At 68.3% G+C, this 23,920-nt stretch carries 18 protein-coding genes and 4 pseudogenes; 10 read left to right on the forward strand and 12 right to left on the reverse strand.

From position 1 onward, the window contains the following. The first annotated feature begins 197 nt into the window (after positions 1 to 197). A complete protein-coding gene (locus EDD90_RS47455; protein WP_260328542.1) occupies positions 198 to 1,031 on the forward strand; it encodes a hypothetical protein in 834 nt (277 codons plus the stop codon). A 222-nt stretch (positions 1,032 to 1,253) separates the two neighbouring features. Further along, a complete protein-coding gene (locus tag EDD90_RS47460) occupies positions 1,254 to 1,595 on the forward strand; it encodes an ankyrin repeat domain-containing protein (RefSeq protein ID WP_185149473.1) in 342 nt (113 codons plus the stop codon). A 250-nt stretch (positions 1,596 to 1,845) separates the two neighbouring features. Here EDD90_RS47460 and EDD90_RS47470 read toward each other — a convergent pair. Next, positions 1,846 to 2,703 (reverse strand): annotated as a pseudogene (locus tag EDD90_RS47470) (MMPL family transporter); the annotation flags it as partial. Positions 2,704 to 2,815: 112 nt separating this feature from the next. Then, positions 2,816 to 3,535: an IS6 family transposase gene (locus EDD90_RS47475; RefSeq protein ID WP_123979222.1), complete on the reverse strand. Its 720-nt coding sequence runs from the start codon at positions 3,533 to 3,535 to the stop codon at positions 2,816 to 2,818. Between the two features lie 141 nt (positions 3,536 to 3,676). Between EDD90_RS47475 and EDD90_RS58010 the strand changes: the two are divergent. Together EDD90_RS58010 and EDD90_RS47485 are read left to right on the forward strand one after the other, a co-directional pair. Beyond that, positions 3,677 to 3,835 (forward strand): annotated as a pseudogene (locus EDD90_RS58010) (methyltransferase, FxLD system); the annotation flags it as partial. 196 nt (positions 3,836 to 4,031) lie between these two features. After that, positions 4,032 to 5,051, forward strand: coding sequence for a hypothetical protein (locus EDD90_RS47485; protein ID WP_185149474.1), 1,020 nt, complete (start codon positions 4,032 to 4,034; stop codon positions 5,049 to 5,051). A gap of 747 nt (positions 5,052 to 5,798) precedes the next feature. Here the strand turns inward: EDD90_RS47485 and EDD90_RS47490 are convergent. Both EDD90_RS47490 and EDD90_RS47495 read right to left on the reverse strand, forming a co-directional pair. Further along, positions 5,799 to 7,037: an IS256 family transposase gene (locus EDD90_RS47490; RefSeq protein ID WP_123972384.1), complete on the reverse strand. Its 1,239-nt coding sequence runs from the start codon at positions 7,035 to 7,037 to the stop codon at positions 5,799 to 5,801. A gap of 399 nt (positions 7,038 to 7,436) precedes the next feature. Continuing rightward, entirely contained in the window at positions 7,437 to 7,856 is a 420-nt protein-coding gene (locus tag EDD90_RS47495; RefSeq protein WP_123979224.1) for a hypothetical protein, read from the reverse strand. Positions 7,857 to 8,044: 188 nt separating this feature from the next. Here EDD90_RS47495 and EDD90_RS47500 point away from each other — a divergent pair. Continuing rightward, positions 8,045 to 8,215, forward strand: a pseudogene (locus EDD90_RS47500) (ISL3 family transposase); the annotation flags it as partial. Between the two features lie 106 nt (positions 8,216 to 8,321). On the opposite strand, the gene EDD90_RS47505 reads toward EDD90_RS47500, so the two are convergent. Next, the gene (locus EDD90_RS47505) at positions 8,322 to 8,801 is read right to left on the reverse strand and encodes a MarR family winged helix-turn-helix transcriptional regulator (RefSeq protein WP_260328543.1); all 480 of its coding nucleotides are present in this window, start codon (positions 8,799 to 8,801) and stop codon (positions 8,322 to 8,324) included. Between the two features lie 192 nt (positions 8,802 to 8,993). Between EDD90_RS47505 and EDD90_RS47510 the strand changes: the two genes are divergently transcribed. From EDD90_RS47510 to EDD90_RS47525, 5 genes and pseudogenes are all read left to right on the forward strand, one after another. Further along, complete coding sequence (locus EDD90_RS47510; protein ID WP_123979225.1) at positions 8,994 to 9,728, forward strand: SDR family NAD(P)-dependent oxidoreductase; 735 nt, start codon at positions 8,994 to 8,996, stop codon at positions 9,726 to 9,728. 28 nt (positions 9,729 to 9,756) lie between these two features. Next, entirely contained in the window at positions 9,757 to 9,933 is a 177-nt protein-coding gene (locus EDD90_RS56010; RefSeq protein WP_185149475.1) for a hypothetical protein, read from the forward strand. Positions 9,934 to 10,001: 68 nt separating this feature from the next. Beyond that, positions 10,002 to 10,856 carry an LLM class flavin-dependent oxidoreductase gene (locus EDD90_RS47515; RefSeq protein WP_123979226.1) on the forward strand — a complete coding sequence of 285 codons (855 nt, stop codon included), beginning with the start codon at positions 10,002 to 10,004 and terminating at the stop codon, positions 10,854 to 10,856. Positions 10,857 to 10,955: 99 nt separating this feature from the next. Next, on the forward strand, positions 10,956 to 11,573 hold the full coding sequence (locus tag EDD90_RS47520; protein ID WP_123979227.1) for an NADPH-dependent F420 reductase: 618 nt from the start codon (positions 10,956 to 10,958) through the stop codon (positions 11,571 to 11,573). A gap of 237 nt (positions 11,574 to 11,810) precedes the next feature. Beyond that, positions 11,811 to 13,186: pseudogene (locus EDD90_RS47525) on the forward strand (IS1380 family transposase). Positions 13,187 to 14,221: 1,035 nt separating this feature from the next. On the opposite strand, the gene EDD90_RS47530 reads toward EDD90_RS47525, so the two are convergent. From EDD90_RS47530 to EDD90_RS47560, 7 genes are all read right to left on the reverse strand, one after another. After that, positions 14,222 to 15,187 (reverse strand): pirin family protein, encoded by a 966-nt coding sequence (locus tag EDD90_RS47530; protein ID WP_123979228.1) that lies wholly within the window; start codon positions 15,185 to 15,187, stop codon positions 14,222 to 14,224. A 41-nt stretch (positions 15,188 to 15,228) separates the two neighbouring features. After that, on the reverse strand, positions 15,229 to 16,707 hold the full coding sequence (locus EDD90_RS47535) for a serine/threonine-protein kinase (RefSeq protein ID WP_123979229.1): 1,479 nt from the start codon (positions 16,705 to 16,707) through the stop codon (positions 15,229 to 15,231). A 242-nt stretch (positions 16,708 to 16,949) separates the two neighbouring features. Further along, entirely contained in the window at positions 16,950 to 18,680 is a 1,731-nt protein-coding gene (locus EDD90_RS47540; protein ID WP_123979230.1) for an RICIN domain-containing protein, read from the reverse strand. 63 nt (positions 18,681 to 18,743) lie between these two features. Further along, entirely contained in the window at positions 18,744 to 19,553 is an 810-nt protein-coding gene (locus tag EDD90_RS47545) for a carbohydrate ABC transporter permease (RefSeq protein ID WP_123979231.1), read from the reverse strand. Beyond that, positions 19,550 to 20,527 carry a carbohydrate ABC transporter permease gene (locus tag EDD90_RS47550; RefSeq protein WP_398928775.1) on the reverse strand — a complete coding sequence of 326 codons (978 nt, stop codon included), beginning with the start codon at positions 20,525 to 20,527 and terminating at the stop codon, positions 19,550 to 19,552. The genes EDD90_RS47545 and EDD90_RS47550 overlap by 4 nt, the downstream gene beginning before the upstream one ends. After that, positions 20,524 to 21,726 (reverse strand): extracellular solute-binding protein, encoded by a 1,203-nt coding sequence (locus EDD90_RS47555; RefSeq protein ID WP_123982374.1) that lies wholly within the window; start codon positions 21,724 to 21,726, stop codon positions 20,524 to 20,526. Before EDD90_RS47555 ends, EDD90_RS47550 begins: the two co-directional genes overlap by 4 nt. A 69-nt stretch (positions 21,727 to 21,795) precedes the next feature. Then, positions 21,796 to 23,715, reverse strand: coding sequence for a glycoside hydrolase family 127 protein (locus tag EDD90_RS47560; protein WP_123979232.1), 1,920 nt, complete (start codon positions 23,713 to 23,715; stop codon positions 21,796 to 21,798). Between the last annotated feature and the right edge of the window lie 205 nt (positions 23,716 to 23,920).

Here is a 23,920-nt window from a genome sequence, read left to right on the forward strand (position 1 = left end):
GTCGTACGCGTTTGACGTTCCGACGGCTTCGGGTGCGGGCAGAGGCTCGGTGGTCCGAGGGGATGTTCCGTCTCACCGGGCGCCGCAACGTGCCTTGACCGCCCGAGGAGGGCAGTGGAGTTTGAAGTCCCGGCATGGGTCAATGAGTGGCGGGGGCCACGGCCGCCCGCTGCACGCCGCCCGCTAGCATCCCTCGCATGACGAGGCGGGGGTGGCGACTGGGTGTCGTGGCGGTGCTGGTGGCGATCTGTGTCTCCGGTCCCGAGCGTCCGGACGTCATCCGCACAGCGTCCGACCTCGGCCCCCTGCCGGCCGACCGCTACGACTACACACCGCAGGACTACCAGCGGTCGCAGCGGGCATCGGCGTTGCTGGTCCGGCAATGCATGGCGGAGCGCGGCCACCGGGACTTCCCGCTCGACCCCCGCTACCCCAGTGACCCCGTCGTCGCCACCGCGGTCAGCACCGACTACGGCGCCCTGGATCTCGCCACCGCCAGCCGTTGGGGCTACGGCTGGGACCCGGACAAGTCCCTGACCCTGCGGCCGAAAGGCCGTCGGATGACCGACGCCGAGTATGCGGACTTCCCCGCCTGCAACGCTGAGGCGAGCCGGCGGCTGCTGCGCGGCATCGACCTCAAGCGGGACTGGCTCTACGCAAGCACACGGGCGGTCGAGGTCGACGAGGGGGTCAAGCGCGACCCGCGCCTCCGTGCGGCTTGGGCCGTGTGGTCCCGCTGTGTGGCAGACCAAGGATTCACGCGCTATCCCGACCCCGTCGCGGCATACACGGACCCCGCCTGGCATCGGGGCAGTGACGGCAACACCCGGCATACGGAGCGGGAGCGGGCCACTGCCGTCGCGGACGTCACCTGCAAACGCCGCCACCATACGGCCGAGCTCTGGCACGCTGCACGGGCGCAGCAGCAGGCCGCAGACATCGCACGGCACCGCGACCGCTACGCCGCCGGGCTGCAGGCGCTGCGGACGTACCGGGCCACCATCGCCGAGGTACTGGGGAAGCTCGGTTAGCGGGCCACCGACGACGCATCACTGCGAGTCGCTCCGGGAAACCAGCAGCCTCGCACGGCCCTGAACTCGGAGTCGGCGTCAGTCCGATCAAAGCTGACTGCGGTCGGCGAAACCTGCACTTCGAGGCGCGGTGGAACGGGTGGTGTGACGGGGGCCCCTATGTCTTTCGTCAGGCTGTTGTGATGATGGCCGGCATGACGGATGAGGTTCAGGGCTCAGGCCGTGAGAGCCGCCGGGTGGACGCCGCTGCACTTCGCGGCGGATGAGCAGGATGCCGAGGCTGTCGGCTCTCTCCTGGCGGCGGGTGCGGGAGTGGATGTCCCCGATGAGCAGGGCAATACGCCTTTGTGGCAGGCGGTGTTCACGTATCGAGGTGATGGCGCGGTCTTGTCGCTGCTGGTCGCCGCCGGTGCCGATCCGGACATGGACAACCTTCACGGTGTGAGTCCGCGGCGCCTTGCCGACTGGCGTATCGGTTCAGCTGCCGCGGTGCATCTCGCCGCATCGGGGAATGGACAACCAGTGGCGGCGGATCAGGGCAACGGGCAAGGTGGACATCCCTGAAGGGATGGTCCGTTACGGCACCCGCCACTTCTACGCGTCGAACTGCCTGAGCAACGGCATCCCGATCACGGACGTCGCTGAGTGGATGGGGCACAAGAGCGTCGACGTCACGTTCAAGATCTCGCGGCTTGAGGTGAGGTGTGATGCCTGGCCGTGCCGGCGGCCAGGAATCGAGTGTGGCGTGACTCAGCCGAGCCTCTGCTGCTGAGCCCAGGCGTGCACATCGGTGATCTTGAACTGCAGTTTGGCGCTACGGCCGTTCCCGACGACCTGAGCCTCCGGTGCAGACCGGCTCCGGCGACGGCCGGTCTGACGTAGGCCAGCCGGTGGTTCCGGCCTGTTGTTCTTCGCGTTGTGGTGGTGTGGTCGTGTGGCGGGGCGGGGGGATCCTCTGGGCGAGCTTGTCGCCCTCGACGTCCAGGTCGGGCAGGAGCCGGTCCAGCCAGGCGGGGATCCACCAGGCCCTTTCCTGGGCGAGTGCCATGGTGGCCGGGATGAGTGTCATGCGGATGACGAAGGCGTCGATGAGGATTCCGGCCGCCAGCGCGAAGCCGGCCTGCTTGATCATGGGCTGGGCGTTGAAGACGAACCCCGCGAAGACGGAGACCATGATGGTGGCGGCCGCGAGGACGACGGAGCTCGCGCGTGCGAAGCCGGTGACGGTGGCGCTGCGCGCGGTCAAGCCGTGCACATGTGTCTCTCGAATGGAGGTCACGAGGAACATCTGGTAGTCCATGGCGAGGCCGTAGAGGACGCCGGTGATGATGATGGGCAGCAGGCTCACAACCGGAGCGGTGGCGTCGAGGCCGATGAGGCTCTGCAGCCAGCCCCATTGGAATACGGCCGTGGTGAGGCCGAAGGTGGCGGCGATGCTCAGGAGGAAGCCGAGGGTGGCCATCACGGGGACCATGAGGGAGCGGAAGACCAGGAGGAGGACGATCAGGGAGAGTCCGAGGACGGTCGCCAGGTAGACGGGCAGGGCGTCGGCGAGCCGGTCGGAGACGTCGATCGCGAGTGCCGTGAAACCGGTGATGCCGATGACCGCGCCGTGGGCTTTGCCGATCTCCGTGCTCTTGCCGCGTACGGCGGTGACGAGGGCCTTGGTCGCGTCGTCGTTCGGACCGCTGCCGGGTACGAGGCTGAGGCGTTGTCACGTTGTTGGCAGTGTGACTGCCTGACGGTGCGTCGGGGCAGGGTGAGCTTGGGAGCCGGGCCTGTGCTCAGGCCGCGGTGGCGAGGCCGGCGACGCCGGTGATCTGGTCCCAGATGGCGAAGCGGATGGTCATCTCGGCTCGGTAGTCGTGGGCGGGCATCAGATGGCGGCGTGGCCGGAAGTGGGGCGAGATACCGCTGAACGCGGACAGGAACCGCTGGGCCCCGCCGATGCTGTGGAAGCCCTTCATTGCGCGTTCACGCTGCCTCGTGGGCTGGTGGCTGTTCTCCGCCCGGCTGTTCAGGCCCTTGTGCGAGCGGTGTTCCACCGAGGACATGACCTCGCGGTGGGCGGCGCCGTAGGAGCGGAGCTTGTCGGTGACGATCACCCGCGGCACCGCACCCGTCCTCTTCAACAGGCGGCGGAAGAAACGCCTGGCCGCGGCCTTGTCCCGGCGGTTCTGCACCAGAATGTCCAGCACCATCCCGTCCTGGTCGACGGCCCGCCACAGGTACTTCTGCTCACCGTTGATCTTGATGAAGACCTCGTCCAGGTGCCACTTGCCCCCAGGCCGAGGCTGCCGGCGGCGCAGCGCGTTGGCGTAGGCCGGCCCGAACTTGGCGCACCAGCGGCGCACCGTCTCGTAGGAAACGGTCACGCCGCGCTCGATCATCAACTCCTCGACCTCGCGGTAGGACAGCGGGAAGCGGTGATACAGCCACACACAGCGGGAGATGACCTCGACCGGGTACCGGTGCCCCTTGTACGACAGCGACACGGACCCCACAGACAACCCCCTCCAGCACGATCAACCAGAAGATCATCCCACCGGTCAGCCAACGTGACAGTGCCGTCGGCGGAACTCCCCGATCATCCCCGTCGACCAAGCTGCCGCACCGGGAAACTCCAAGATCCCCGACAGAGTCAAGCTAAGGTCGCCGACACGATCCGCACCTGGGACCGCGACTACCGAGGCCACGAGGCCACCTTCGAGATCCAGCACCTCGACGCTTCCGCGACCAAGCCGCGCCCAGGCCGCTTCGTCCTCGACACGCCGCTCAACCGCAACCTCGTCGAATGGAACTGACAACGGCCCGTAAAGACAACTGCCCATAGGCGAGGGGCAGTGCCCGTCGGCCGTTGCGACGGGCACCGCCCCCGCTCGTCCACCCAACATCACGTCAACGTCGCCCGAGGGGACCACGGATCCAAACGGCCCAATAGCACGACGTTTTCCGCTAGTTGCTCGATTCCGCCCCGCCTGCCTCCCGCTGCCGGAGCGGGTGGGGTCCGTGACCGCGCTGGCCTCAAGAGCTGTGGAGCAGAGTGACCAGGGACTGGCCTCCACCGTCTTCAACCAGACGGCGCTCATCGCCTCCGACCTCGACCTTCCAGATCTCGCCCGAACGATCTGCCACCGGCACGCTGCGGCCTACCTGAATGCCTGTCCGCTCCCTGCCATGGCCGCCATCCGCGCACTGGAGCCCCTGGTCAACCTCGCCCGCCTGCAGATCCGCGCCGGCCGGACAGACGGCCGTGAACGGCTGCTGGACTTGTACGAGGCCGTCGGCACCGGTACCGCAGTCTCCTTCGAAGGCATCACCGTGCCGGCCGACCTCACCTCCATCGAGGGCGAGCGACAAGAGGTGCGGGCATGGATATGGCGTGTACTCCTCGCTGACGGCATACGCAGCCTCACCACCGCAAGGCGATGGTCTGAGGCACTGGCACACATCGAAAAACACCGGGGTGTGGGCATCAGGATGCTGGACGGGCGCCAAGTCGCCGTCATGGTGGCTCTCACTTCCGGCCAGATCAACCATGCTCACGAGCTCCTCACTGCTACGGCACCGGGGGAGCCATGGGAACAGGCCGTCACGGCCTGCCTGACGATGCTGTGCCGCCGCGACGCGGGCCAACCAGTCGACGACTCCTTGGCGTCCTTGACGAACACCTTCCTGAATCACAAGGCGAACCCGGGTACGACTGTCTTCGACGTCCGCCTCGGTCTCACCGTCCTGGACGCCGTCGCCCCGGCCGAACACCCTGAGGCCCGCCTCCTCGTCGATGATCTGTGCCGGCGAACAATGGAGACGCGAAACGGGTATGCGGCCCGCGAGATACTGGCCGACCCCGTGTTCGGCGCGCTCGTCAAGGACAGCGAGCGGCAGGACTGCGAGGACCTGCGCCTGAGCTGCGCGCTCGACTCTGGGGTGCTACCAGAAAGGCCCTACCGAGCTCTCGCGATCGCTCTGGGTGCTGCCGAGACGGTGCTCAGCACCTCATTGACAGAAGCGTGGTGAATAAGGGAAACGGCGCACCAGCAAATTGCCCCGCTCCGCCGCGTACCCGTTGACAGTCCAGCAGAGCGTTCGGCGCACTCGCGGACTGAGTCGGTTCACGTATTCAGATCCCCCACGGGAGGATCGCGCAGTTCTGTCTGGGGATCAGCCGGGCCAAGTGGTGGCCGACCTCGCACGTTGCCCAGGGCGGGCAGACGCCGGTCCAGAGCGACGTTACGGCTCCATGAGTTGGTCCTCGCGGCGGCTTCCCGAGCCGTCGTCCGGGGGGCGCTGTTCGCGGGTGCGCGGACATCCCAGGCCTACATCGGGACTTCCCAGGCATGTGCCACGCGCCGTCCTTGTGGAGACTCCACAACCGGGAGTGTGGTGAGTCTTCTTCCTAAGAGGGCGGGGATCTGCCATTGCCGAGGGATGGCCGACTCGGCGGCGACTCGCGGCGCGAGTTCGGAAGCGCGGAAGCGAGGGGGACGCGGGTAGGGCGAGCGGAGCCCTCTGCAAGGACCTGACTACCCGTCAGTAAAGTCAGCATTGGGTCAGCAGGTCAGCGGGCATCAGGGCTGCCGCTGGTCAGCAAAAGGTCAGCATCGGTCGTGGGGAGTCGGTTCGGCGTGGCGCAGAGTTCGTTGCCCAGGGGGATGGGGTCGTTCTTCAAGGAGTGCGGGCATCCGCAGTCGCGGTGGGCGAAGTGCCCCCACCCCTACGCGGTCCGGTACCGGTCGGCCGGTCATGTCCCGCGAGGTGGTGTAGTCACGGCAGCTGTTTCGGTTCCGGTTGTGGGGTGATTTCGGGTTCGGCCGGCTTGGTGGTGAAGAGCTCGGCCATGGAGGCTTCGGAGAAGTAGCGGCGGTCGAAGACCTGCCATTCGTCGTGGAGTTCGGCCAGGACCGCGGCGGCGAGCCGGTCAAGGGCGGCGGGGTTGGGAAAGACCTGGACGACGTCGGCCCGCCGTTTGATCTCCCGGTTCAGCCGCTCCAGCGGGTTGGTCGACCAGATCTTCTTCCAGTGCGCCGGCGGGAAGTCGGCGAACGCGGTGATGTCCGTTGCCGCATCCAGCAGCATCGTCTTGACCTGCGGGAACTGCCGTCCGAGCATGTCGGCGACCACGTTCAGTTGGGTGCGCACCTGCTCACCGGTGGTCTGCGCGAAGATGGTGCGGATGGTCGCGGCGACCATCTCCCCGGAGCCCCTTTCGATCACCGAGAACACGTCCCGGACGAAGTGAACCCGGCACCTTTGCCAGGCCGCACCGAGGAAAACGGTGCGGATCGCGGCCACCAGACCGCTGTGGCTGTCGGAGATGACCAGCTGGACGTTCTCCAGGCCGCGGGCCCGCAGCGAGCGCAGGAACTTCGTCCAGAACGGCTTCGACTCACTGTCGCCGACCATCAGCCCGAGGATCTCGCGGTGTCCGGTGGCGGAGATCCCGGTGGCGATGACCACGGCCTGGGAGACGATCCGGTGGTTGACCCGGGCCTTGCAGTAGGTGGCGTCCAGGAAGACGTAGGGGAAGACGGTGTGCTCCAGCGGCCGCTCCTTGAACGCGGTCAGTTCTTCGTCCAGCTCACCGCAGATGCGGGAGACCTCGGACTTGGAGATCCCGCTGTCCGCACCGAGTGCTTTGACCAGGTCGTCGACCGAGCGGGTCGAGACACCATGCACGTATGCCTCCATCACCACGGCGAACAACGCCCGGTCGATCCGCCGCCGGCGTTCCAGCAGCGACGGGAAGAATGACCCGCTCCGCACCTTCGGGATCTTCAGGTCCAGATCGCCGGCCTGCGTGGTCAGCACCCTGTCCCGGTGCCCGTTGCGCCAGGTCGTGCGCGTCTGGGAGTGCTCGCGCGGCGCGGCACCGATCACCTCGGTGGCCTCGGCCTCGATCAGCTCCTGCAGGATGCGCTCGCACACCACCCTGATTGCTTCAACTCCATCGGCCCGACGTAGTGACTCAAGCAGCCGCATCAGCTCAGACTGGGACAAGGCCATCGCGTGCTCCTCCGGTCGAACTGCCCGTTCACCAGAGAGACTTGCGCGATGGCCTGCCCTTGTTCAGGGAGCATGCACCGCCGGCGGATGCACGCCCCGAGCAGACACCCGCGCGTTCCGGGACCCTGCCCGGCTACACCACTTCACGGGACGCCATCGGTCGGCCGCCGGCAAGCAGGTGGAAGAGTCCGGGTTCGCGAACAAGGACTTGGCCATCGAGCGCTTGACGGAGGTCTACAAGGAGAAGCGGACGGCGAAGCAGGGGCGGCCGAAGGCGGAGCGTATCCGGAAGTACGGGGCGATGCGCTTCGCGGACTACGCTGAGGAGTGGAAGGTTGGCCAGCGGCATTTGGCTGTCCAGTCGGTCAAGCACCTCGACTCGCTGCTGGAGCACCATCTCTACCCCGCACTTGGCAGCCGGCGGATGAACTCCGTCGACCACAAGGTCGTCGACGGATTTATCCGCACCATGGAACGCAACGGGTCGGTCTGGCCACCCAGTCCAACGCCTTCGACAAACTGCGCGCGATCCCCCTCGATGCTCAACGTCTCGGCATCTACCCTGAGAACCCCGTGGCCGGGGTCAAGGCGCCGCAGTACGACCCCGCGCGCGCCGTCATCACCTCCCCGGAGCAGTTGCGCGGGATACGTACCGCCGGCGACGACGCGTTCATGCTGATCGTCGACTTGATGAGCGGCTGCGGCCTGCGCAACGGTGAAGCGGCCGCGGTGAACCTCGGCAACATCGTGGCCGACGACGTGTACCGGGTCAGCGAACAGGTCATGATGGCCACCCGGGAGTACGGACCGCTCAAACACCGGAAGCCGGGGGAGTACCGTGACGTTCCCCTGCCGGCCCGGGTCAGGGAGACGATCGAGTGGTATGCCGAGAGGCACGGAACGGTCGACGGCTACCTGCTGCGCCAGGCAACCGATCCCAGCCGGCCGTACCAGCACTACGCGATGGACAATCAGTGGCGGCGGATCCGGGCGCCAGGCACGGGGCCGGCCAGCGTCTCGCACCCGACCGGTCCGTGCTCGCCTGTCGGGTCCTCGAACCCGACCGGTGGTGCCGCCGCTGCGGTGGCGAGGGGACCGTGCGTGACACGGTGACCAGGCGGCTCGCACATGAGCCGCTCGGCTGGCGGCCCACGACGTTGACGGTCACGATCCGCCGCTGCATCGCGTGGTCCCTGTCGCTCGAGGTCCCGACAGCGGATGACAGTTGCTGACCGGTCTCGTGTCGCCGGACGAGGACGGCGATCACAGCGATCCGGATTTCCCTCAGCCAGGACCTTCTGCGTTTTCGAGCTTGGCCCAAATCCGGGTGATGGCAGCAATGTCATCGTCGTCGAGGGGATCGACAAAGTATTTCTTGACCGAATCCTCGAAAGTTCGTCTGACCGACTCGGCGAACTGCCGTCCGCTTTTGGTGAAGCTGATGAGCGACACCCGCCCGTCGCCTTGGTCGGCGCCACGCTGGAGGTGCCCGGCATCGATCAGATTCTGGACCAACCGTGATGCTCGAGTGGGGCTCACGCTGACAAGTTCGCCAGACAGAACTCGAACCGACTGAGGCTCGGTTTCCAGGAGCCAGCACAGGATCTCGACGGTGCTGAACGAGATCTTGTGCTGGTCCATCAGCGCGGCGTCGATCCGCCCGGTAACTGTGGAGTGGGTGAGCAGCAGCGCAAACCAGCCCTTGACCTGGTCCGGGGAAATGATGCGCGGTTGCGACACGGGTGCCTTCACACCCAGCAGCATACCCGAAAACTGAGTGCCCTCCCACTTAGGTGCGCGCGCACGCATCTGATATGGTGAGCATGTAGTCGCGAGCGGGAGAACAGTCCCGTTTGCGGAGCGCTTCGCACAACCGGCGCGTACTCGCCGGCCCGCGTGCCCCGCAGGGTCGGCGCACCGTTCGGCCGTTCGGCCGACAGAAGGATGAAGGTCAACATGCCCAAGCTTGATGGCAAGGTCGCCGTGATCACTGGAGCAACCTCTGGGATGGGCTTGGCGACGGCCAAGTTGTTCGTGGCCGAAGGCGCCGACGTGCTCATCACCGGACGAGACAGGCGCAGGCTGGATGAGGCGGTCGCCTCCATCGGCCACAACGTGACGGGCGTCCAGGCGGACTCGGGAAATCTCGACGACCTGGCTCGCTTGGCCGAGACCGTGCGGGAGCGTCACGGACGAGTCGACGTCCTCTTTGCGAGCGCCGGCCTCGGATCGGTTTCGGACCCGCTGGGAAGCATCACCCCGGATACGTTCGATGCGCTGGTGGGCGTGAACTTCCGCGGCACTGTGTTCACCGTTCAGTACCTGCTGCCGCTGATGAGCGACGGTGCGTCGATCATCCTGAACGGCACGACCAGCGCGACCAAGGGCATTCCCGGTGCCGGGGTCTACTCGGCGAGCAAGGCCGCCGTGCGTTCACTCGCCCGCACCTGGGCCGCGGAGCTGAAGGTCCGCGGCATCCGGGTGAATGTCGTCAGTCCCGGTTCGATCGACACCGCGCTCTTCAGCACCGTATCCCCCGAGATTCGGGAGCAGATCACCGCCGCCATCCCGCTGGGACGGCTGGGAAGCAGCGAGGAGATCGGGGCTGCTGCGCTGTTCCTGGCCTCCGCGGACGCCAGCTTCATCACCGGCGCAAACCTGGTCGTCGACGGCGGGTTCAGCCAGATCTAGCAGCGAGCGACGACCAGAGAGGCGCCTCATGTCGGCGCTCCGACCTGGCTACTTCCAGGGCGTGCTGCGTTACTCGCCGATCACGACTGGCGTCGCGTTCCTGCCGCTGATGCTCTGCGGCGCCCTGATCCGCGGCGGCACCAGCCTTCATCACGAGGCCGGCCAGCCCGAGCCTCTCGACGGAATCGTCAGCGCCCTGATCTGACGACACGCCGTCGGCGACGACGTCGCGCGTCGCGGCTGACCACACACGAACGACTGAAGGAGACGTCGATGCCTGACTATGGTCATCCCCTGCGTTTCGCAACATTCATCGGTCCCACGAACTCCCCGGCGACCCGTCCGGTCGAGTTGGCGCAGCTCAGTGAGCGGCTCGGTTTCGACTTCGTGACCTTCCAGGATCATCCCTACCAGTCGAGCTTTCTCGATACCTGGACTCTGCTGAGCTGGGTGGCCGCGCGGACCGAGCGCATCGGTCTGTCTGGCAATGTGCTCAACTTGCCGCTGCGTCAGCCCCCCGCCGTGCTCGCCCGCGCGGCCGCCAGCCTCGACCTGCTCTCCGGTGCTCGGATCAGTCTCGGGCTCGGGGCCGGCTTCTACTGGGATGCGGTGCAGGCGATCGGCGGACGTCGATTGACCCCGTTGCAGTCAGTGGCGGCGTTGGGCGAGGCGATCGACGTGATCCGCGGGGTGTGGGACGCCGACGGGCCCGGACGACTGGATGTCGACGGGGAGTTCTATTCGGTCCACGGCGCCGAGCGCGGACCCGCGCCCGCACACGAGATCCCGATCTGGCTCGGAGCCCACAAGCCGAAGATGCAGGCCCTGGTGGGACGCAAGGCCGATGGCTGGTTGCCGTCGCTGCCGGTCCTGGAGCCAGGCGGCCTCCAGAAGGGAAACGCGATCATCGACGACGCCGCGCGGGCCGCTAACCGCGACCCCCGCGAGATCACCCGGCTGCTGAACATCTTCCCGAGTCAGCAGACCGTGGAGGCACTGGCCCAGATGGCCGTCGAGGACGGTGTCAGCGTCTTCATCCTGGCCAGCGACGACCCGGACGTACTCGAACGCTTCGCCGCGGAAACGATCCCCGCCGTACGCGAACACGTCGCCCGCGAACGCTCTTAGCACTCCGCCCCGCGCGGCCAGTGCTCTCGACGCAGCCCACCACACCGGCAAGACCCCTATGACCCAGCAGTTGATCGATAGACAGCAAAGGAAAACGTCATGACCACCATCAGCATCATCGGCTCGGGCAACATGGCCACCGCCATCGGCACCCGGGCGGCGAAGCACGGCCACACCATCGAGCTCATGAGCCGCAACACCGTCAAAGCTCAGGCGCTGGCCGACCAGATCGGCAATGGAGCCACCGTGGGCGTGTTCGGTGCAACGCCGGCAGGTGACATCGTCATCGTGGCCGTCCCGTACACCGGCGCAGTCGACGCGGTCATTCGCTACGACGGCGCGTTGGCCGGCAAGATCCTCGTCGACATCTCCAATCCCTTCAACGCCGACGCCGACGGGCTCGCGACCGTCTCAGGCCGCTCGGCGGCCCAGGAGATCGCCGCTGCCGCCCCCGAGGGCACACCGGTCGTGAAGGCGCTGAACTCGATATTCGGCCACGTCCTCGCTCACGACAAGCCCCTGGACGCGTTTCTTGCCGGCGACGACGCCGAGGCGAAGGCCCAAGTCGCGGCGTTTCTGGAGAGCATCGGCTTGCGGCCTCTCGACGCCGGAGGGCTCCAGATGGCGTCGGTCCTCGAATGGACCGGCCTCCTGCTCATGGGGCTGGCCCGCCACGGCGCCGGCTTCGACATCGCCCTCGGCGCAGAAGTCAACTGAACACATGGCTGTCTCGGCTGCCCCGTGCTGATCGGGTGAGGCAGATGGACGGACGTGTGACTGGTACGGCCTCTGTGATTCGAGGGCGACCGGTGTTCAAGGACGTCGTTCCTAGCCTCGCGCTTTCATGAAGCGGGCTGTCCGGCAGGCGGTCAGGAAAGCAGAAAGTGCCTCTGGCCAGCAAGAATGAGGATTGTCGAGGTCCTTGTTCCTGCCACCGCCGGAGGCACTTCCCAGGTGAAGCACTCTATCGGGTCCTACCCCCGCGTCCGTGTCCAGGACGACGGCCGCCAGGTCGTCTCCCAGGCAGGGTCGGTCCAGCTCGTCGAATCGGTCCGCAAGACCGGTCTTGACCAGGCCATATCCAAGGCTCTGGCTCCGTGGCGCAAACCGCGGGCCGTCCACGGCCCCGGCAAGGCCCTCCTGGACGTCACCCTGGCGGTCGCACTGGGCGGGGACTGCCTCGCGGACGTCGCGATGCTGCGGTGTGAGCCGGCCGTCTTCGGCCCGGTCGCCTCCGATCCGACCATCTTCCGCCTGATCGACACCCTCGCCGCCTCCGGCGACAAAGCCCTGCAGGCCATCCGGTCCGCACGCTCCGAAGTGCGCCAGTGTGCCTGGTCGTTGGCCGGTAAGGACGCCCCGGACGCCGACGGCCAGGTCGTCATCGATCTCGACGGTGTCCTCGTGATCGCCCACTCCGACAAGGAAGACGCGGCCCCGACCTGGAAGAAGACCTTCGGCCATCACCCCTGACGGCCTTCCTCGACCACGGACCAGACAGAACCGGTGAACCCGTCGCCGCCCTCCTCAGGCCGGGAAACGCGGGCTCGAACACGGCAGCCGACCACATCACCACCGCCCAACTCGCCCTGGCCCAACTGCCGAAGCACCACCGGCGGGGACGGCAGACCCTGATCCGCACGGACTCCGCCGGCGGCACCCACGACTTCGTTTCCTGGCTCGCCCAGCGGGGGCGCTGGCTGTCGTACTCGGTCGGCATGGTGATCACCGAAGCGATCCACGAACACGTGCTGAAGGTCCCCGCCTCAGCCTGGACACCGGCCGTCGAGACCGACGGTGAGTCCCGTGACGGGGCCTGGGTGGCCGAACTCACCGGCAAGCTCCTTAACGGCTGGCCCAAGGGCATGCGTCTGATCGTCCGAAAGGAACGCCCCCATCCCGGCGCCCAGTTGAGGATCACGGACGCGGACGGCATGCGGATCACATGCTTCGCGACCACCCCCCCCGACCGGCCGATCGCCGCCCTCGAGTTACGTCACCGGCTGCGGGCCCGGGCCGAGGACCGGATCCGGGCCGCCCGGGCCACCGGCCTGCGCAACCTGCCCCTGCACACCACAGCCCAGAACAAGGTCTGGCTGGAGATCGTCCAGATCGCCCTCGAGCTGCTGGCCTGGATGTCCATGCTCGCCCTCACCGGCAAGGCCCGCCTCTGGGAACCCCGCCGACTGCGATTCCGCCTGTTCTCCGCGGCCGCTCAGCTCGTCACCACCGGCCGGCGCAGGATTCTCCGCCTCACCCGGCACTGGCCCTGGACCCGCGAGATCACCGCAGCCCTCGAACGGCTCGCGCTGCTGGCCACCCTCGGCTGACCAGCAACGTCCACCGTCCCGACGACAACATCGCCCGTCCCGGGCAGTGGAACCCGGCGCCCACCCGATGCGACGACCGGGCCGCTGGCCTGCCCACGGTCAGCTCCGGAAAGCGACAGGGCCCACCGACTCCGTCGGCGGACCCTCAGGAAAGATCGAGGCTGACATCCCTGCGGGTGCGGGGAGCAGCAGTACAGCGAGCCCTTCCGCGGAACGGCCTTGGGAACATCCCCGCGGGTGCGGGAATGTTCCCTACGCGGATGCCCACGGGTACTGCTGGCCTGGCCCCGCGCCGCGGGGATTTTCCCGACAAGACCGCCTACCGGGTCGTCGAGCGGGTCTGCTGCTCCCTGCGCCCGCGGGGATGATCCCCATGGCGGCCTGGCGATGGCGTACACGAAGGCATGCTCCCCGCCCCCGCGGGGATGATCCCAGCGGAGTGGCAGACGGCTGGCCATCTGCTCCCCTTGCCCGCGGGCATGTTCCCTGGAGAAGGCGTTCACGGCGAAGGGGTACGCATTGCTCCCCGCGCCCGCGGGGGATGTTCCCGATCCGGCCTGGGGTCTGGCCGCCTGATTCTCCTGCTCCCGGACCCGCAGCGATGATCCCAGCCCGGCCAGCAGGTCTCCTGCGCAGGTTGCCTGGTGTCACGAGCGGGGACCGTCGGAGTGTTGCGTTTGTGGAGACCCGATAACTGGGTCTGCGGTCAGCATGGTTCCCAGGGGGGTGGGGATTTTCGCGCGCTAGGAGGAGCGGTTCGTAGGTGGCTCGCGGTGCGAGTCCGAGAGCGCCGAGGTCAGCGTGGCGCGTGACGCGAGGGTGGAGCCTTCCCGGAGAACCTGATGACCCGTCAGTAAAGTCAGCATTGAGTCAGCATCAGTCCGATCAAAGCTGACTACGGCTGGCGAATCCTGCACTTCGAGGGGCGATGGAACGGGCGGTGTTATGTGGTTTTGCTCTCGCTATCTTGATGAACCGGGCGGGGCGTCTTTCGCCTCGCCCGGTGGTGCGTTTGCAGGGTCGCGAAATCCCAGCTCAGCGCACTCTTCCCCGTGGTTTCAGCGGCACCGGCGGCAGTTCGGGGGCGGGTAGAGGCGCTCCGTCGTAACCCTTTACTTCCCCAAATCTCGACCCGCTCATCCAGTCCTCGCGGGCCTGTTTGATGTCGTCCTCGGTACGCCCGACGAAGTTCCACCACATCACGAGCTCCTCCTCGAACGGCTCGCCGCCCAGGAGCATGATCGCCGCGTCCGAATCGGCGCGCAGGGGGAGCTCGGAGCGGCCGCAGCCCAGGTAGAGCATCGAGCCGGGGAGTACGGGCACGCCGTCGACGTGTACCTCGCCGGACATCGCCAGTACGCCGTACTCGAAGTCGGGCTCAAGCGGCAGCCGCAGCTCCGCGCCGTTCGTGAGCGCCAGGTCCGCGCCGACGATCGGGGTGAACGTCGTGCCCGGGGAGGGCGCGCCGTCGAGGGAGCCGAGGATGACCGTGGCGGTGAGGCCGGGGGCGGTGACCTTCGGCAGGTCGGCGTGGTGTTCGAACCTCGGGTCCGTGTGCCGGTGGGAGTCCGGGAGCGCCACCCACAGCTGGGCCCCGTGCAGGAACCGGGCGTGCGACCTGGGGCTCTCCTCGGAGTGGCTGATCGCCCGGCCCGAGGTCATCAGCCCGAGCTCGCGGGGGCGGATCGTCTGCAGGCTGCCGGTCGAGTCGCGGTGCAGCACCTCGCCCTGGTGCAGCCAGCTCACCGTCTGCAGCCCCATGTGCGGATGCGGCGGCACCTGCATCCCGGGCTCGTCGGCGATGTCGTCGGGGCCGTAATGGTCGACGAACGCCCAGGCGCCGATCATGCGGCGGCCCAGGTTCGGCAGCAGCCGGCGTACCTCGGTCGACTCGCCGAGTTTCACGTGGCGGGGGCTCAGCAGCTCGCGGACGGGTTCGGCGACGACGAATCCGCGGCCGCCGCACACGCTCGGTACGGGCGCGCGGTCAAGGTTGCTCATGCCGCCAAACTTAGCGGCCGGAGGTCCCGGTTGCCGAGCGGTCAGCCGGTCGTACGGAACCCGTCCCGCACGTTGTCGAAGACCGGCCGGTAGGTCTCCCACTTGGCGTCCGGCGCGGAGAGGTAGATGTCGTACTCCCGGCCGCCCTCGCGGCCGTAGCCCAGGTCGATGGCGCGGAAGACGCGGACCCGGCCCTGGAAGGTGAACTCCCAGATCGCGGCCGGCTGCCCGCGGAAGGCGGTCCGCTGCATCCGCAGTCTGCGGTAGGTCGAGTAGTTGACCTTGGTGTTGGCCTCGATGTCGGCGAAGTGCGTGATCGGGTCGGCGCCGGCCGGTTCCACCGTGCCGACGGTGACGCCGGCCAGACCGGTCGGGTCCTTGTAGGTGACCTCGTCGGTGGCCCGGGTGCCGGCCGTCCAGCCGTCGGGGACCGGGAAGGAGACGCCGAGCTCTTTGTCGGTGATGAGGCGGTAGCCCTGGGGGAGGGGAGAGGGCGAGGTGCTCGTCGGCGCGGCGGCCGGGTGCTTCTTCGCCGCCGAGTGCGGACCGGGTCCGTGCAGAAGCGTTACTGCCGTCACCGCGGCCGCCGTCGACACCACGATGCCGGCCGCCAGGGCGACGCGCCGACCACGCCGGGCGCGCCGTCGGCCCCGGCCACCCCGCTCCTGCACGGGCTCGGCCGGCCGCACCACCTCCGTCTCGGCTCCCGACCAGGTCGCCAGCAGGGCCCGTTCCACCTGTTCGGCAGCGGGCCGCTGCGCCGGATCCTTGGAGAGCAGCAGCTCGACAAGCGGCTCCAGCGGACCCGCCTGCTTCATCGGCTCGACGGGGTCGGTGACGATGGCGTACACCGTCTCCATCGCCGTGTCGCGCTTGAACGGCGGCCGTCCCTCCACCGCCTGGTACAGCGTGGACCCCAGGGACCACAGGTCCGAGGCCGGTCCCGGGGTCAGCCCGCGCAGCCGCTCCGGCGCCATGTAGGGGATCGAGCCGACCATCTGACCCGTCTGGGTGAGTGTCGACGAACCGGCGGTCAGGGCGATGCCGAAGTCGGTGAGCACCACCCGGTCGTCCGGGCCGAGCAGTACGTTGCCGGGTTTGACGTCCCGGTGCAGGACACCGGCGGCGTGCGCGGCGCGCAGGGCGGCGACCATGCCGAGGCCGATCCGGGCGGCCTCCTCGGGCGGCAGCGTCCGGCCGCCTTCCAGGAGGTCGGCGAGGGCGGGCTCGGGCACGTACTCCATGACGATGCAGGGGCGGCCGTCGTCGTCCACCACGTCGTGCACGACGACGACATTGGGGTGGACGACCCGAGCGGCACTGCGCGCCTCGCGGCGGGTGCGTTCGTACAGGGTGGCCAGTTCGTCGTCGGAGAGGTGGGGGCGGGCCTGGATCAGCTTCAGCGCGACCTGCCGGGCCAGTACCTCATCGTCGGCCCGCCACACCGTGCCCATGCCGCCGCGGCCGATCCGTTCGGTCAGCCGGTACCGCCCGGCGACCAGCCGCCCTTCGTCCGACACCGCCCCGTCCTCCGCCAGCTCTGTCCGTGTTCGACGAGTCCCGTCACGATAACCGCCCGTTCCTGATCACCTGCACGGATCTGCCGGAGGCCCGGGCGTCCTGCCTGTGAAGGCACGGCCGTCCGGGCTCCTTCCCTTGCGAATCGACAGGGGAGGCCTTCGGGCGGCTGCGATTCACGGCCCTGGCTTCTCCTGGGTGTGCGCCGGTTCACTGTGGCGTGGTGCGGCACCGGCGTCGTACGTCAGCGCGCCGTCAGCTTCCACAGGTGGTCGGCGGTGCCGTTGTCGTCCCACTGGAGGACCTGGGCGCCGGACGAGGTGCTCATGCTGTTCACCCCGAGCAGCAGCCCGCTGTTGTAGTTGGCGATCTTGTAGTAGCCGTCGCCGGACGGGACCAGTTGCCACAGGTGGTCGGCGGTGCCGTTGTCGCCCCAGATCAGGGCCGTGCCGCCGTCACTGGTGCTCATGCTCGTGATGCCGAGGAGCAGCCCGCTCGCCTGCTGCTGGATCTTGTAGAGGCCGTTGCCCGCCGCCACCAGGGTCCAGTTCTGGTCCGTGCCGGTGGTGGAGGTGGCCTGGACGACGGCGGTGCCCTGGGCGGTGCCCGCGCCGCTGGTGTCCAGGGCGAGGCCGCTGTTCTTGTTGGTGATCTGGTAGCGCCCGGCCAGCGAGGTGGCGGTGCCGCTCGGGGTGATCGTCAGGTGGTAGCCGTCGGAGGCGTTCATCGTGACGGGCACGGTGATCGAGCCGCCGCTGACCGTGTAGGCGGTGTCGGAGATGGTGACGGGGCCCGAGACGGCGGTCGTACGGCCCTTGGACGGTGTGTACTCCAGCTTGACGTGCACGGTGCTGCCGAAGGCGGAGAGCGACGACAGTCCGTTGACGGTCACGGCACAGGAACCGGCGCAGCCGCCGGTGACTACGCTGATCTGGTTGCCCGAGCCGTTGAGGGAGGCGAAGCCGTCGATGCCGGTCTGCGCCGGAGGCGTGGTGACCAGCATGTTGCCGGACATGTCGCCGTACCACTTGTAGAGCCAGTACGCGCCGTTGGGCGAGCCACCGGTGTCGGTGAGGGTGTCGCCGAGGGTGCCGTAGTGGTTCCAGAAGGCCAGCTCGGCGTCATGGACCCCCGCCCGCTCGAACTTGGCGACATAGCTCGCCAGCGGTCCGGGGACGCCGACCTCGCTGGTGGTGCCGTACTCCTCGATGGCGATCGGGCGGGCGCTGAGGCCGAGGCTCGACTCCAGCGCCCGGTAGTCGGCCACGTGCGCGGCGATGTTCGCGCTGCTCTGGAGCTCGTGCCAGCTGATGATGTCGGGCACCGCGTTGTTCGCGATGGCGTCCTGGAGGAAGGACTTCATCTTGCTGTCGGTGTACGTCGCGAAACTGGGCCCCTGGATGGGCGTGCCGGTGTCCTTCGCCCGCACCTCCTTGTACGTCCGCGACCAGCCGTCGTCGAAGGCGCCGGCCGCCGAGGTGTCCCAGGTGCCCTCGGGCTCGTTCCACAGTTCGTAGGCGCTGATATTGGTGGCGCTCGACGCCTTCACGGACGCGACCTGCTTGTCCACGGCGGCCAGCCAGTCGCTCCAACTCACCCACTTGTAGGGGAAGTCGGGATACCAGTCCGGCATCCGCACGACCACCTTGGCACCGGCCTTGGCCGCCTCAGGGGCGACGACCAGGGCGTCACCGCCGGGGCTGGACTCGCCGTTGGGCAGTTGGCTGCCGCCGGGCGCCATCTGCACGAACGTGTTCGGCTTCAGCGGCTCCACCAGGCTGTCCGCCGGGACGCTCGCGGTGTCCAGGCCGTACAGGCTGCCCGTGGCCACGTGGGTGACCGAGCGCAGGGTCTGGTTCGCGTTCACCACGAGGGTGGTCGACGAGGTGGGTGCCGCCTGGGCGGGGGCCGTGGTGCCGAGGGCGGCGGTGAGGGCCACGGCGCCCAGGGCGGCTCTGAAAGGGGTGCGGCTCATGACATGGGTCTCCTCACGGAGTTAGGGGAATCAAGCGGTGAGCAGGGAGGAATCCGGCGGTGATCAGTCCTTCACCGCGCCCGAGGTGACGCCCGCGGCCACGTAGCGCTGGGCGAGGACCAGGAGGACGGCCGCGGGGACCGACGCGACGACGGCGGTGGCCATGATCGCGTTCCACTCCTGGTTGTTGTTGCCGATGTACTTGTAGATGCCGAGGGTGATCGGCTTCCAGTCGCCGCCGCCGTCCAGGGTGTTGGCGAAGACGAAGTCGGACCAGGCCCACAGGAAGCCGAACAGCGAGACGGTGACGATCGCGTTGCGGCTCAGCGGGAGGACGACCGAGCGGAAGGTGCGCCAGGTGCCGGCGCCGTCGATCCGGGCGGCCGAGATCAGCTCGCCGGGGATGCCCGACATGAACGCGGTGAAGATCATGACGCCGAAGGGCACGGCGATGGTGGAGTCCGCGATGATCAGCCCCCACCAGGAGTTGAGCAGTCCGAGGTCCAGGAAGATGCCGTAGAACCCCATCGCCATGACGATGCCCGGGATCATCTGGGCGATGAGCAGGGCCAGACTCAGGGCGCCGCCGGCTCGCGGCCGCAGCTTCGCCAGTGCGTAGCCGGCCGGGGCGGCGATCAGGAGCGTGAGGGCTACCGTGCCGAGCCCGATCAGCAAGCTGGTGCCCAGGTAGGGGAGTTGGTCGTCGAGGACCGCCCGGTAGCCCTCGAAGGTCGGATGCAGCGGGAGCAGGTCCGGCGGGTCCTTGCGCATGTCCTGCTGGGGGGTGAGGGACACGTTGAGCATCCAGTACACCGGGAACAGCATCAGCGCCGTGAGGAGGAGACCCAGCACGGTGTAGCCACGGGACTTCATGTCTCCTGCCTCCTCTGGACGCGGACGTAGAGGAGGCCGAAGACCAGTGCGATGAGGATCAGGATGTTGCCGACGGCGGCACCGGGACCGAACTTGGGCAGCAGCGTGCCGAAGCCCAGCTGGTACGACCAGGTCGCCAGGGTGGAGGAGGCGTCGCCCGGACCGCCCTTGGTCATGATCCAGATCAGGTCGAAGACCTTGAGGGTGTAGACGAGCCCGAGCAGCAGGGTGATCGCCGACACCGGGCGCAGCAGCGGGAAGGTGATCCGGCGGAACTGCTGCCAGGCGCCGGCCCCGTCGAGGGCGGCCGCCTCGTACAGCTCACCGGGGATGTTCTGCAGTCCGCTGTACAGGATGACCAGGTTGAAGGGGATGCCGATCCAGATGTTGGCGACGATCACCGAGGCCAGCGCCCAGTCCGGCGAGGTCAGCCAGCCGACCGGGTCGATGCCGAAGAAGTGCAGGAAGTAGTTGACCACCCCCGACTCGCTGTTGAACATCCACGACCAGGTCGACGCCGACACGATCAGCGGCAGCAGCCAGGGGATCAGGAACAGCGCCCGCAGCACGGTCGACAGCCGGAAGTGCCGGTTGAAGAAGACCGCCAGGGCGAGACCGGCGGCGTACTGGAAGACGATCGAGACGAAGGTGAAGACCATCGTGTGCCGCATCGCGGGGCCGAAGGTCGGATCGTCAAGCACCGTCCGGAAGTTGTCCCAGCCGGAGAAGGGCGCGTCGCCCGCCACGAAGGACCGGACGGTGTAGTCGCGCAGGCTCAGATCGAGGTTGCGGTAGAGGGGGTAGACGTAGAAAGCGGCGAGGTAGGCGAGCAGGGGGAGGACGAAGGCAAGCGCGGTCAGCCGATGCCGAAGGGCGGGGGACATGCGAACTCCCAGGTGTGTACCGCCCCGATAGGGGCGCGGGGAACTGCGCGACAAGCCCCCACCGACCCGCAGATTGACAGCCACCGTCAGCCCTTGTGCGCCGCAGCCTGCGCAGCTTCCAGCGCATCCTGCGGGCTCTTGCTGCCGGACAGCGCCGCCTGCACCGCGGTCCACATCGGCTGCGAGATGGTCGGGTACTTGGTGCCGAGACCGCCGCTGGTACGGCCCCGGGCCGCCGCGACCGCCGCCACCCAGGGCTTCAACTCCTGGTTCTTCTTCACCTGTTCGGCCTGTACGGCGGCGGTGGGCGCCACGTACATCAGCGTGGTGTCGGTGGGCAGCAGGTTGGAGTCGCTGGTCAGACAGCCGACGATCTTCTTGCTGAAGTCGTAGCGCGAGGTGTCCTTCTGCACGGGCACGGTCACGAACTCGCCACCCGTCGGTACCGGCGCCGAACCGCCGCTCTGCCCGGGGATGTTGACGACCCCGTACGGGAAATCGGCCTTGTCGGCGTTGCCGAGCTGCCAGGTGCCGTTCTCGCTGAACGCGTAGTCCCCGGTGGCGAACTCCTGCCAGCTGGTGGTCTGGGTGTTCTGCAGCACGTCCTTCGGCGCGTACCCCGCGTCCACCCACTGCTTCCACAGCGACAGCGCCGCAACCCCCTTGGCGGAGTCCAGCTTGGTGAGGTCGCCGCCCGCGCCCCAGAACCAGGGCAGGAACTGGAAGCTGCCCTCCTCCGTGTTGATCGCCGAGAACGTGATCCCCTTCTTCCCGGCCGCCTTGACCTTCTTCAATGCGGCCGTGAGCGACGCCCAGTCCTTGACCGAGGCCGGATCGACACCGGCGGCCGAGAGGACCTTCTTGTTGTAGTAGAGCGCGAGGGTATTGGCCCCGATCGGAACGCCGTAGGAGGCGCCGTCGATCGTGCCGGCGCCGATGATGTTCTGCTGGATCGACGAGGTGTTCAGACCGAGGTCGCTCGTCTTGTTGAGGATCCCCGCCTCCACCAGCGTCGAGACCACCGGGTTGTCGACCAGCATCACGTCCGGCGCGTTGCCCTGCTGCGCGGCCAGCAGCGCCTTGTTGCCCAGGTCGGTGGTGTCGTACGCGGTCCGCTTGAGCTTCACCCCGGCCGCGGTGCCGCACGCGGTGACCCGCTTGCCCCAGTCCGAGGAGGCGTCGAACTGCGGGTACGGGTCCCAGAAGGTGTACGTCCCGCCGGCCGAGGACGACGATCCCGAGGAGCCGGAACCGCCACCGCAGGCGGTGAGAGGGAGAAGGGTCGCCATGGCGACGACCAGGAGGGTACGGCGGATGGGTATCACGGGGTGACCTCGTTGTCGTAGTGCGGGGGTGGGTCAGGAGGTGGGGAGCCAGACGCGCATGCTGCCGTCTTCGCGGTTGGCCCAGACGGGGTACGGGACCGCGGTCAACTCGACCGGCTCGCCGTCGGGTTCGGGGTCGGAGCCGGACGCGGTCGGGTACGGCCACCAGCCCCGGTCGGGGATGCGGCGCCGTCGCCCGGCGGCCACCACGGTGGTGACCCCGCCGAGCAGGTCCGGGCGGTGCTTCACGGCGAGCGGACGGGACGGGTCGAGGACGATGTCGTCCAGACCGCCGCCCGGATGATCGGCTTGTTCCAGGCAGTGGACGAGCGGCCCGCGCTCGATCGCCACGCAGCCGCGTACGGCGTCCACGCGTGGGTCGGCGGCGGTGAGCCGGGGCTCCAGGACGAGTTCCAGGACCACGCGGTCGCCCGGCGTCCAGGTCCGCGACAGCCGCAGCCAGCCGTCGTCCACGGGGAAGTCGTACGTCTCCTCGCCGCACCGCACCCGGAACTCGCGGCACCACTGCGGGATGCGCAACGACAGCGTCCAGGGGCTGTCGGCCGGGGTCTCCTCGACGGTGAAGGCGATGGTGCCGTGCCAGGGATAGTCGGTCTCGGCGCGTACCCGGACCTGGTCGGTCCCGTACGTCCCGGTGACGAACTGGTGGATCTGCAGGCCCTGTTCGTCGCTCGACGCCAGGTAGTGCTGCAGGCTCGCCAGCAGCCGCATCACGTTGGGCGGGCAGCAGGCGCAGCGGAACCAGCGGGTGCGGCGGGCCGACTGGTCGCCGCCGGTGTCGGTGTGGCCGTCGCGGACCTGGAGCGGGTTGACGTACAGCCACCGCTCCCCGTCCAGGGAGACCCCGGCCAGGAAGCCGTTGAAGAGGGTGCGTTCGATCAGGTCGGAGTAGCGGGCCTCGCCGGTGAGCAGGGCCAGCCGCCAGCTCCACTGGACGGAGGCGATCGCGGCGCAGGTCTCGCAGTAGGCACGCTCGTTGGGGAGTTCGTACGGGTCGCCGAAGTCCTCCTTGTCGTGGTGCGCGCCGAGCCCGCCGGTGAGATGGGTCTTGGTGGTGGTCATGGCCCGCCACAACCGCTCGCCCGTGGACCGGAGTTCGGCCTCCCCGGTCTCCGCGGCCAGGTCGGCGGCCGCCGCGAGCAGATACAACTGCCTTACGGCATGGCCCTCGACGTCGGTCGCCTCGCGCAGCGGGACGCGGTCCTGGCAGTAGGCCTCACCGCCGAGCAGGCCATGGCCGTGCCGGTCCACGAAGTAGCCGGCCAGGTTCAGATAGCGTCGCTCACCGGTCTCCCGGTACAGCTCCACCAGAGCCGTCTCGACCTCCGGATGGCCGTCGATGCCGTCGAGAGGCTTGCCGCTGCCGGGCAGGCCGAACACGGAGTCGAGATGGTCGGCGAACTTCCGTGCCACGTCGAGGAGTTCGGGGCGGCCGGTGGCGCGGTGATGGGCGACGGCGGCCTGGATCAGATGGCCCGCGCAGTACAACTCATGGCCCCAGCGCAGGTCCTGGTACCGCTCACCGCCCTTGACCAGTTGGAACCAGGTGTTGAGATAGCCGTCGGGCTGCTGAGCGGCGGCCACCAGGGCGACGATCCGGTCCACCTCCGCGGCCAGCGCTTCGTCGTCCTCCTGGGCGAGTTGCCAGGAGGCCGCCTCCAGCCACTTGTAGACGTCCGTGTCGACGAACGGGTACGCGCCCCGGAACTCGCCCTCGGCCGTGCCGGCCGCCAGCCGCAGGTTGTGCAGGTTCCCGGCGGACTCCAGCAGGTCCGGGCCCTGCGGGAGGGAGACCCTGGCATTGGTGGTGCGACGCTCGTGCCAGAAGCCCGCGCCGATGGTGGCGGCCGCCGGGCGCAGCGCCGTACGGGCGTCGGGGGTGAGACGGACGGGGCCGACGGGGGAGGGCAGGGCGGAGCGGGTGCGGGGCATGGCTCTCCGGGGTGAGGAGGGGACTGGGCGCCTCGGCGCCAGTGCTGTCGATATGTCGAACACCGTCTGGAGCATCGTGCGTGACGCGGCGAGGAACTATTTTGCGCAACCGTTTTCTCGCCGAGAAGTACAGGGCAGGCGAGGGGAGGGGTCAAGACGCCCGGCACAGATTTTTCAAGTTGCCCGGCAGGTCTGGCACTGCACT

The sequence above is a fragment of the Streptomyces sp. Ag109_O5-1 genome, assembly GCF_003814875.1.
GTDB classification, from domain to species: Bacteria; Actinomycetota; Actinomycetes; order Streptomycetales; family Streptomycetaceae; genus Streptomyces; species Streptomyces sasae.

Excerpts from the sequence above, each read along its gene's own strand:
- EDD90_RS47515 (WP_123979226.1), top strand. The coding sequence starts at position 10,002 with ATGCCTGACTATGGTCATCCCCTGCGTTTCGCAACATTCATCGGTCCC.
- EDD90_RS47555 (WP_123982374.1), bottom strand. The coding sequence starts at position 21,726 with ATGGCGACCCTTCTCCCTCTCACCGCCTGCGGTGGCGGTTCCGGCTCC.
- EDD90_RS47520 (WP_123979227.1), top strand. The coding sequence starts at position 10,956 with ATGACCACCATCAGCATCATCGGCTCGGGCAACATGGCCACCGCCATC.
- EDD90_RS47540 (WP_123979230.1), bottom strand. The coding sequence starts at position 18,680 with ATGAGCCGCACCCCTTTCAGAGCCGCCCTGGGCGCCGTGGCCCTCACC.
- EDD90_RS47545 (WP_123979231.1), bottom strand. The coding sequence starts at position 19,553 with ATGAAGTCCCGTGGCTACACCGTGCTGGGTCTCCTCCTCACGGCGCTG.
- EDD90_RS47505 (WP_260328543.1), bottom strand. The coding sequence starts at position 8,801 with ATGCTGCTGGGTGTGAAGGCACCCGTGTCGCAACCGCGCATCATTTCC.
- EDD90_RS47490 (WP_123972384.1), bottom strand. The coding sequence starts at position 7,037 with ATGGCCTTGTCCCAGTCTGAGCTGATGCGGCTGCTTGAGTCACTACGT.
- EDD90_RS47455 (WP_260328542.1), top strand. The coding sequence starts at position 198 with ATGACGAGGCGGGGGTGGCGACTGGGTGTCGTGGCGGTGCTGGTGGCG.
- EDD90_RS56010 (WP_185149475.1), top strand. The coding sequence starts at position 9,757 with ATGTCGGCGCTCCGACCTGGCTACTTCCAGGGCGTGCTGCGTTACTCG.
- EDD90_RS47560 (WP_123979232.1), bottom strand. The coding sequence starts at position 23,715 with ATGCCCCGCACCCGCTCCGCCCTGCCCTCCCCCGTCGGCCCCGTCCGT.
- EDD90_RS47510 (WP_123979225.1), top strand. The coding sequence starts at position 8,994 with ATGCCCAAGCTTGATGGCAAGGTCGCCGTGATCACTGGAGCAACCTCT.
- EDD90_RS47530 (WP_123979228.1), bottom strand. The coding sequence starts at position 15,187 with ATGAGCAACCTTGACCGCGCGCCCGTACCGAGCGTGTGCGGCGGCCGC.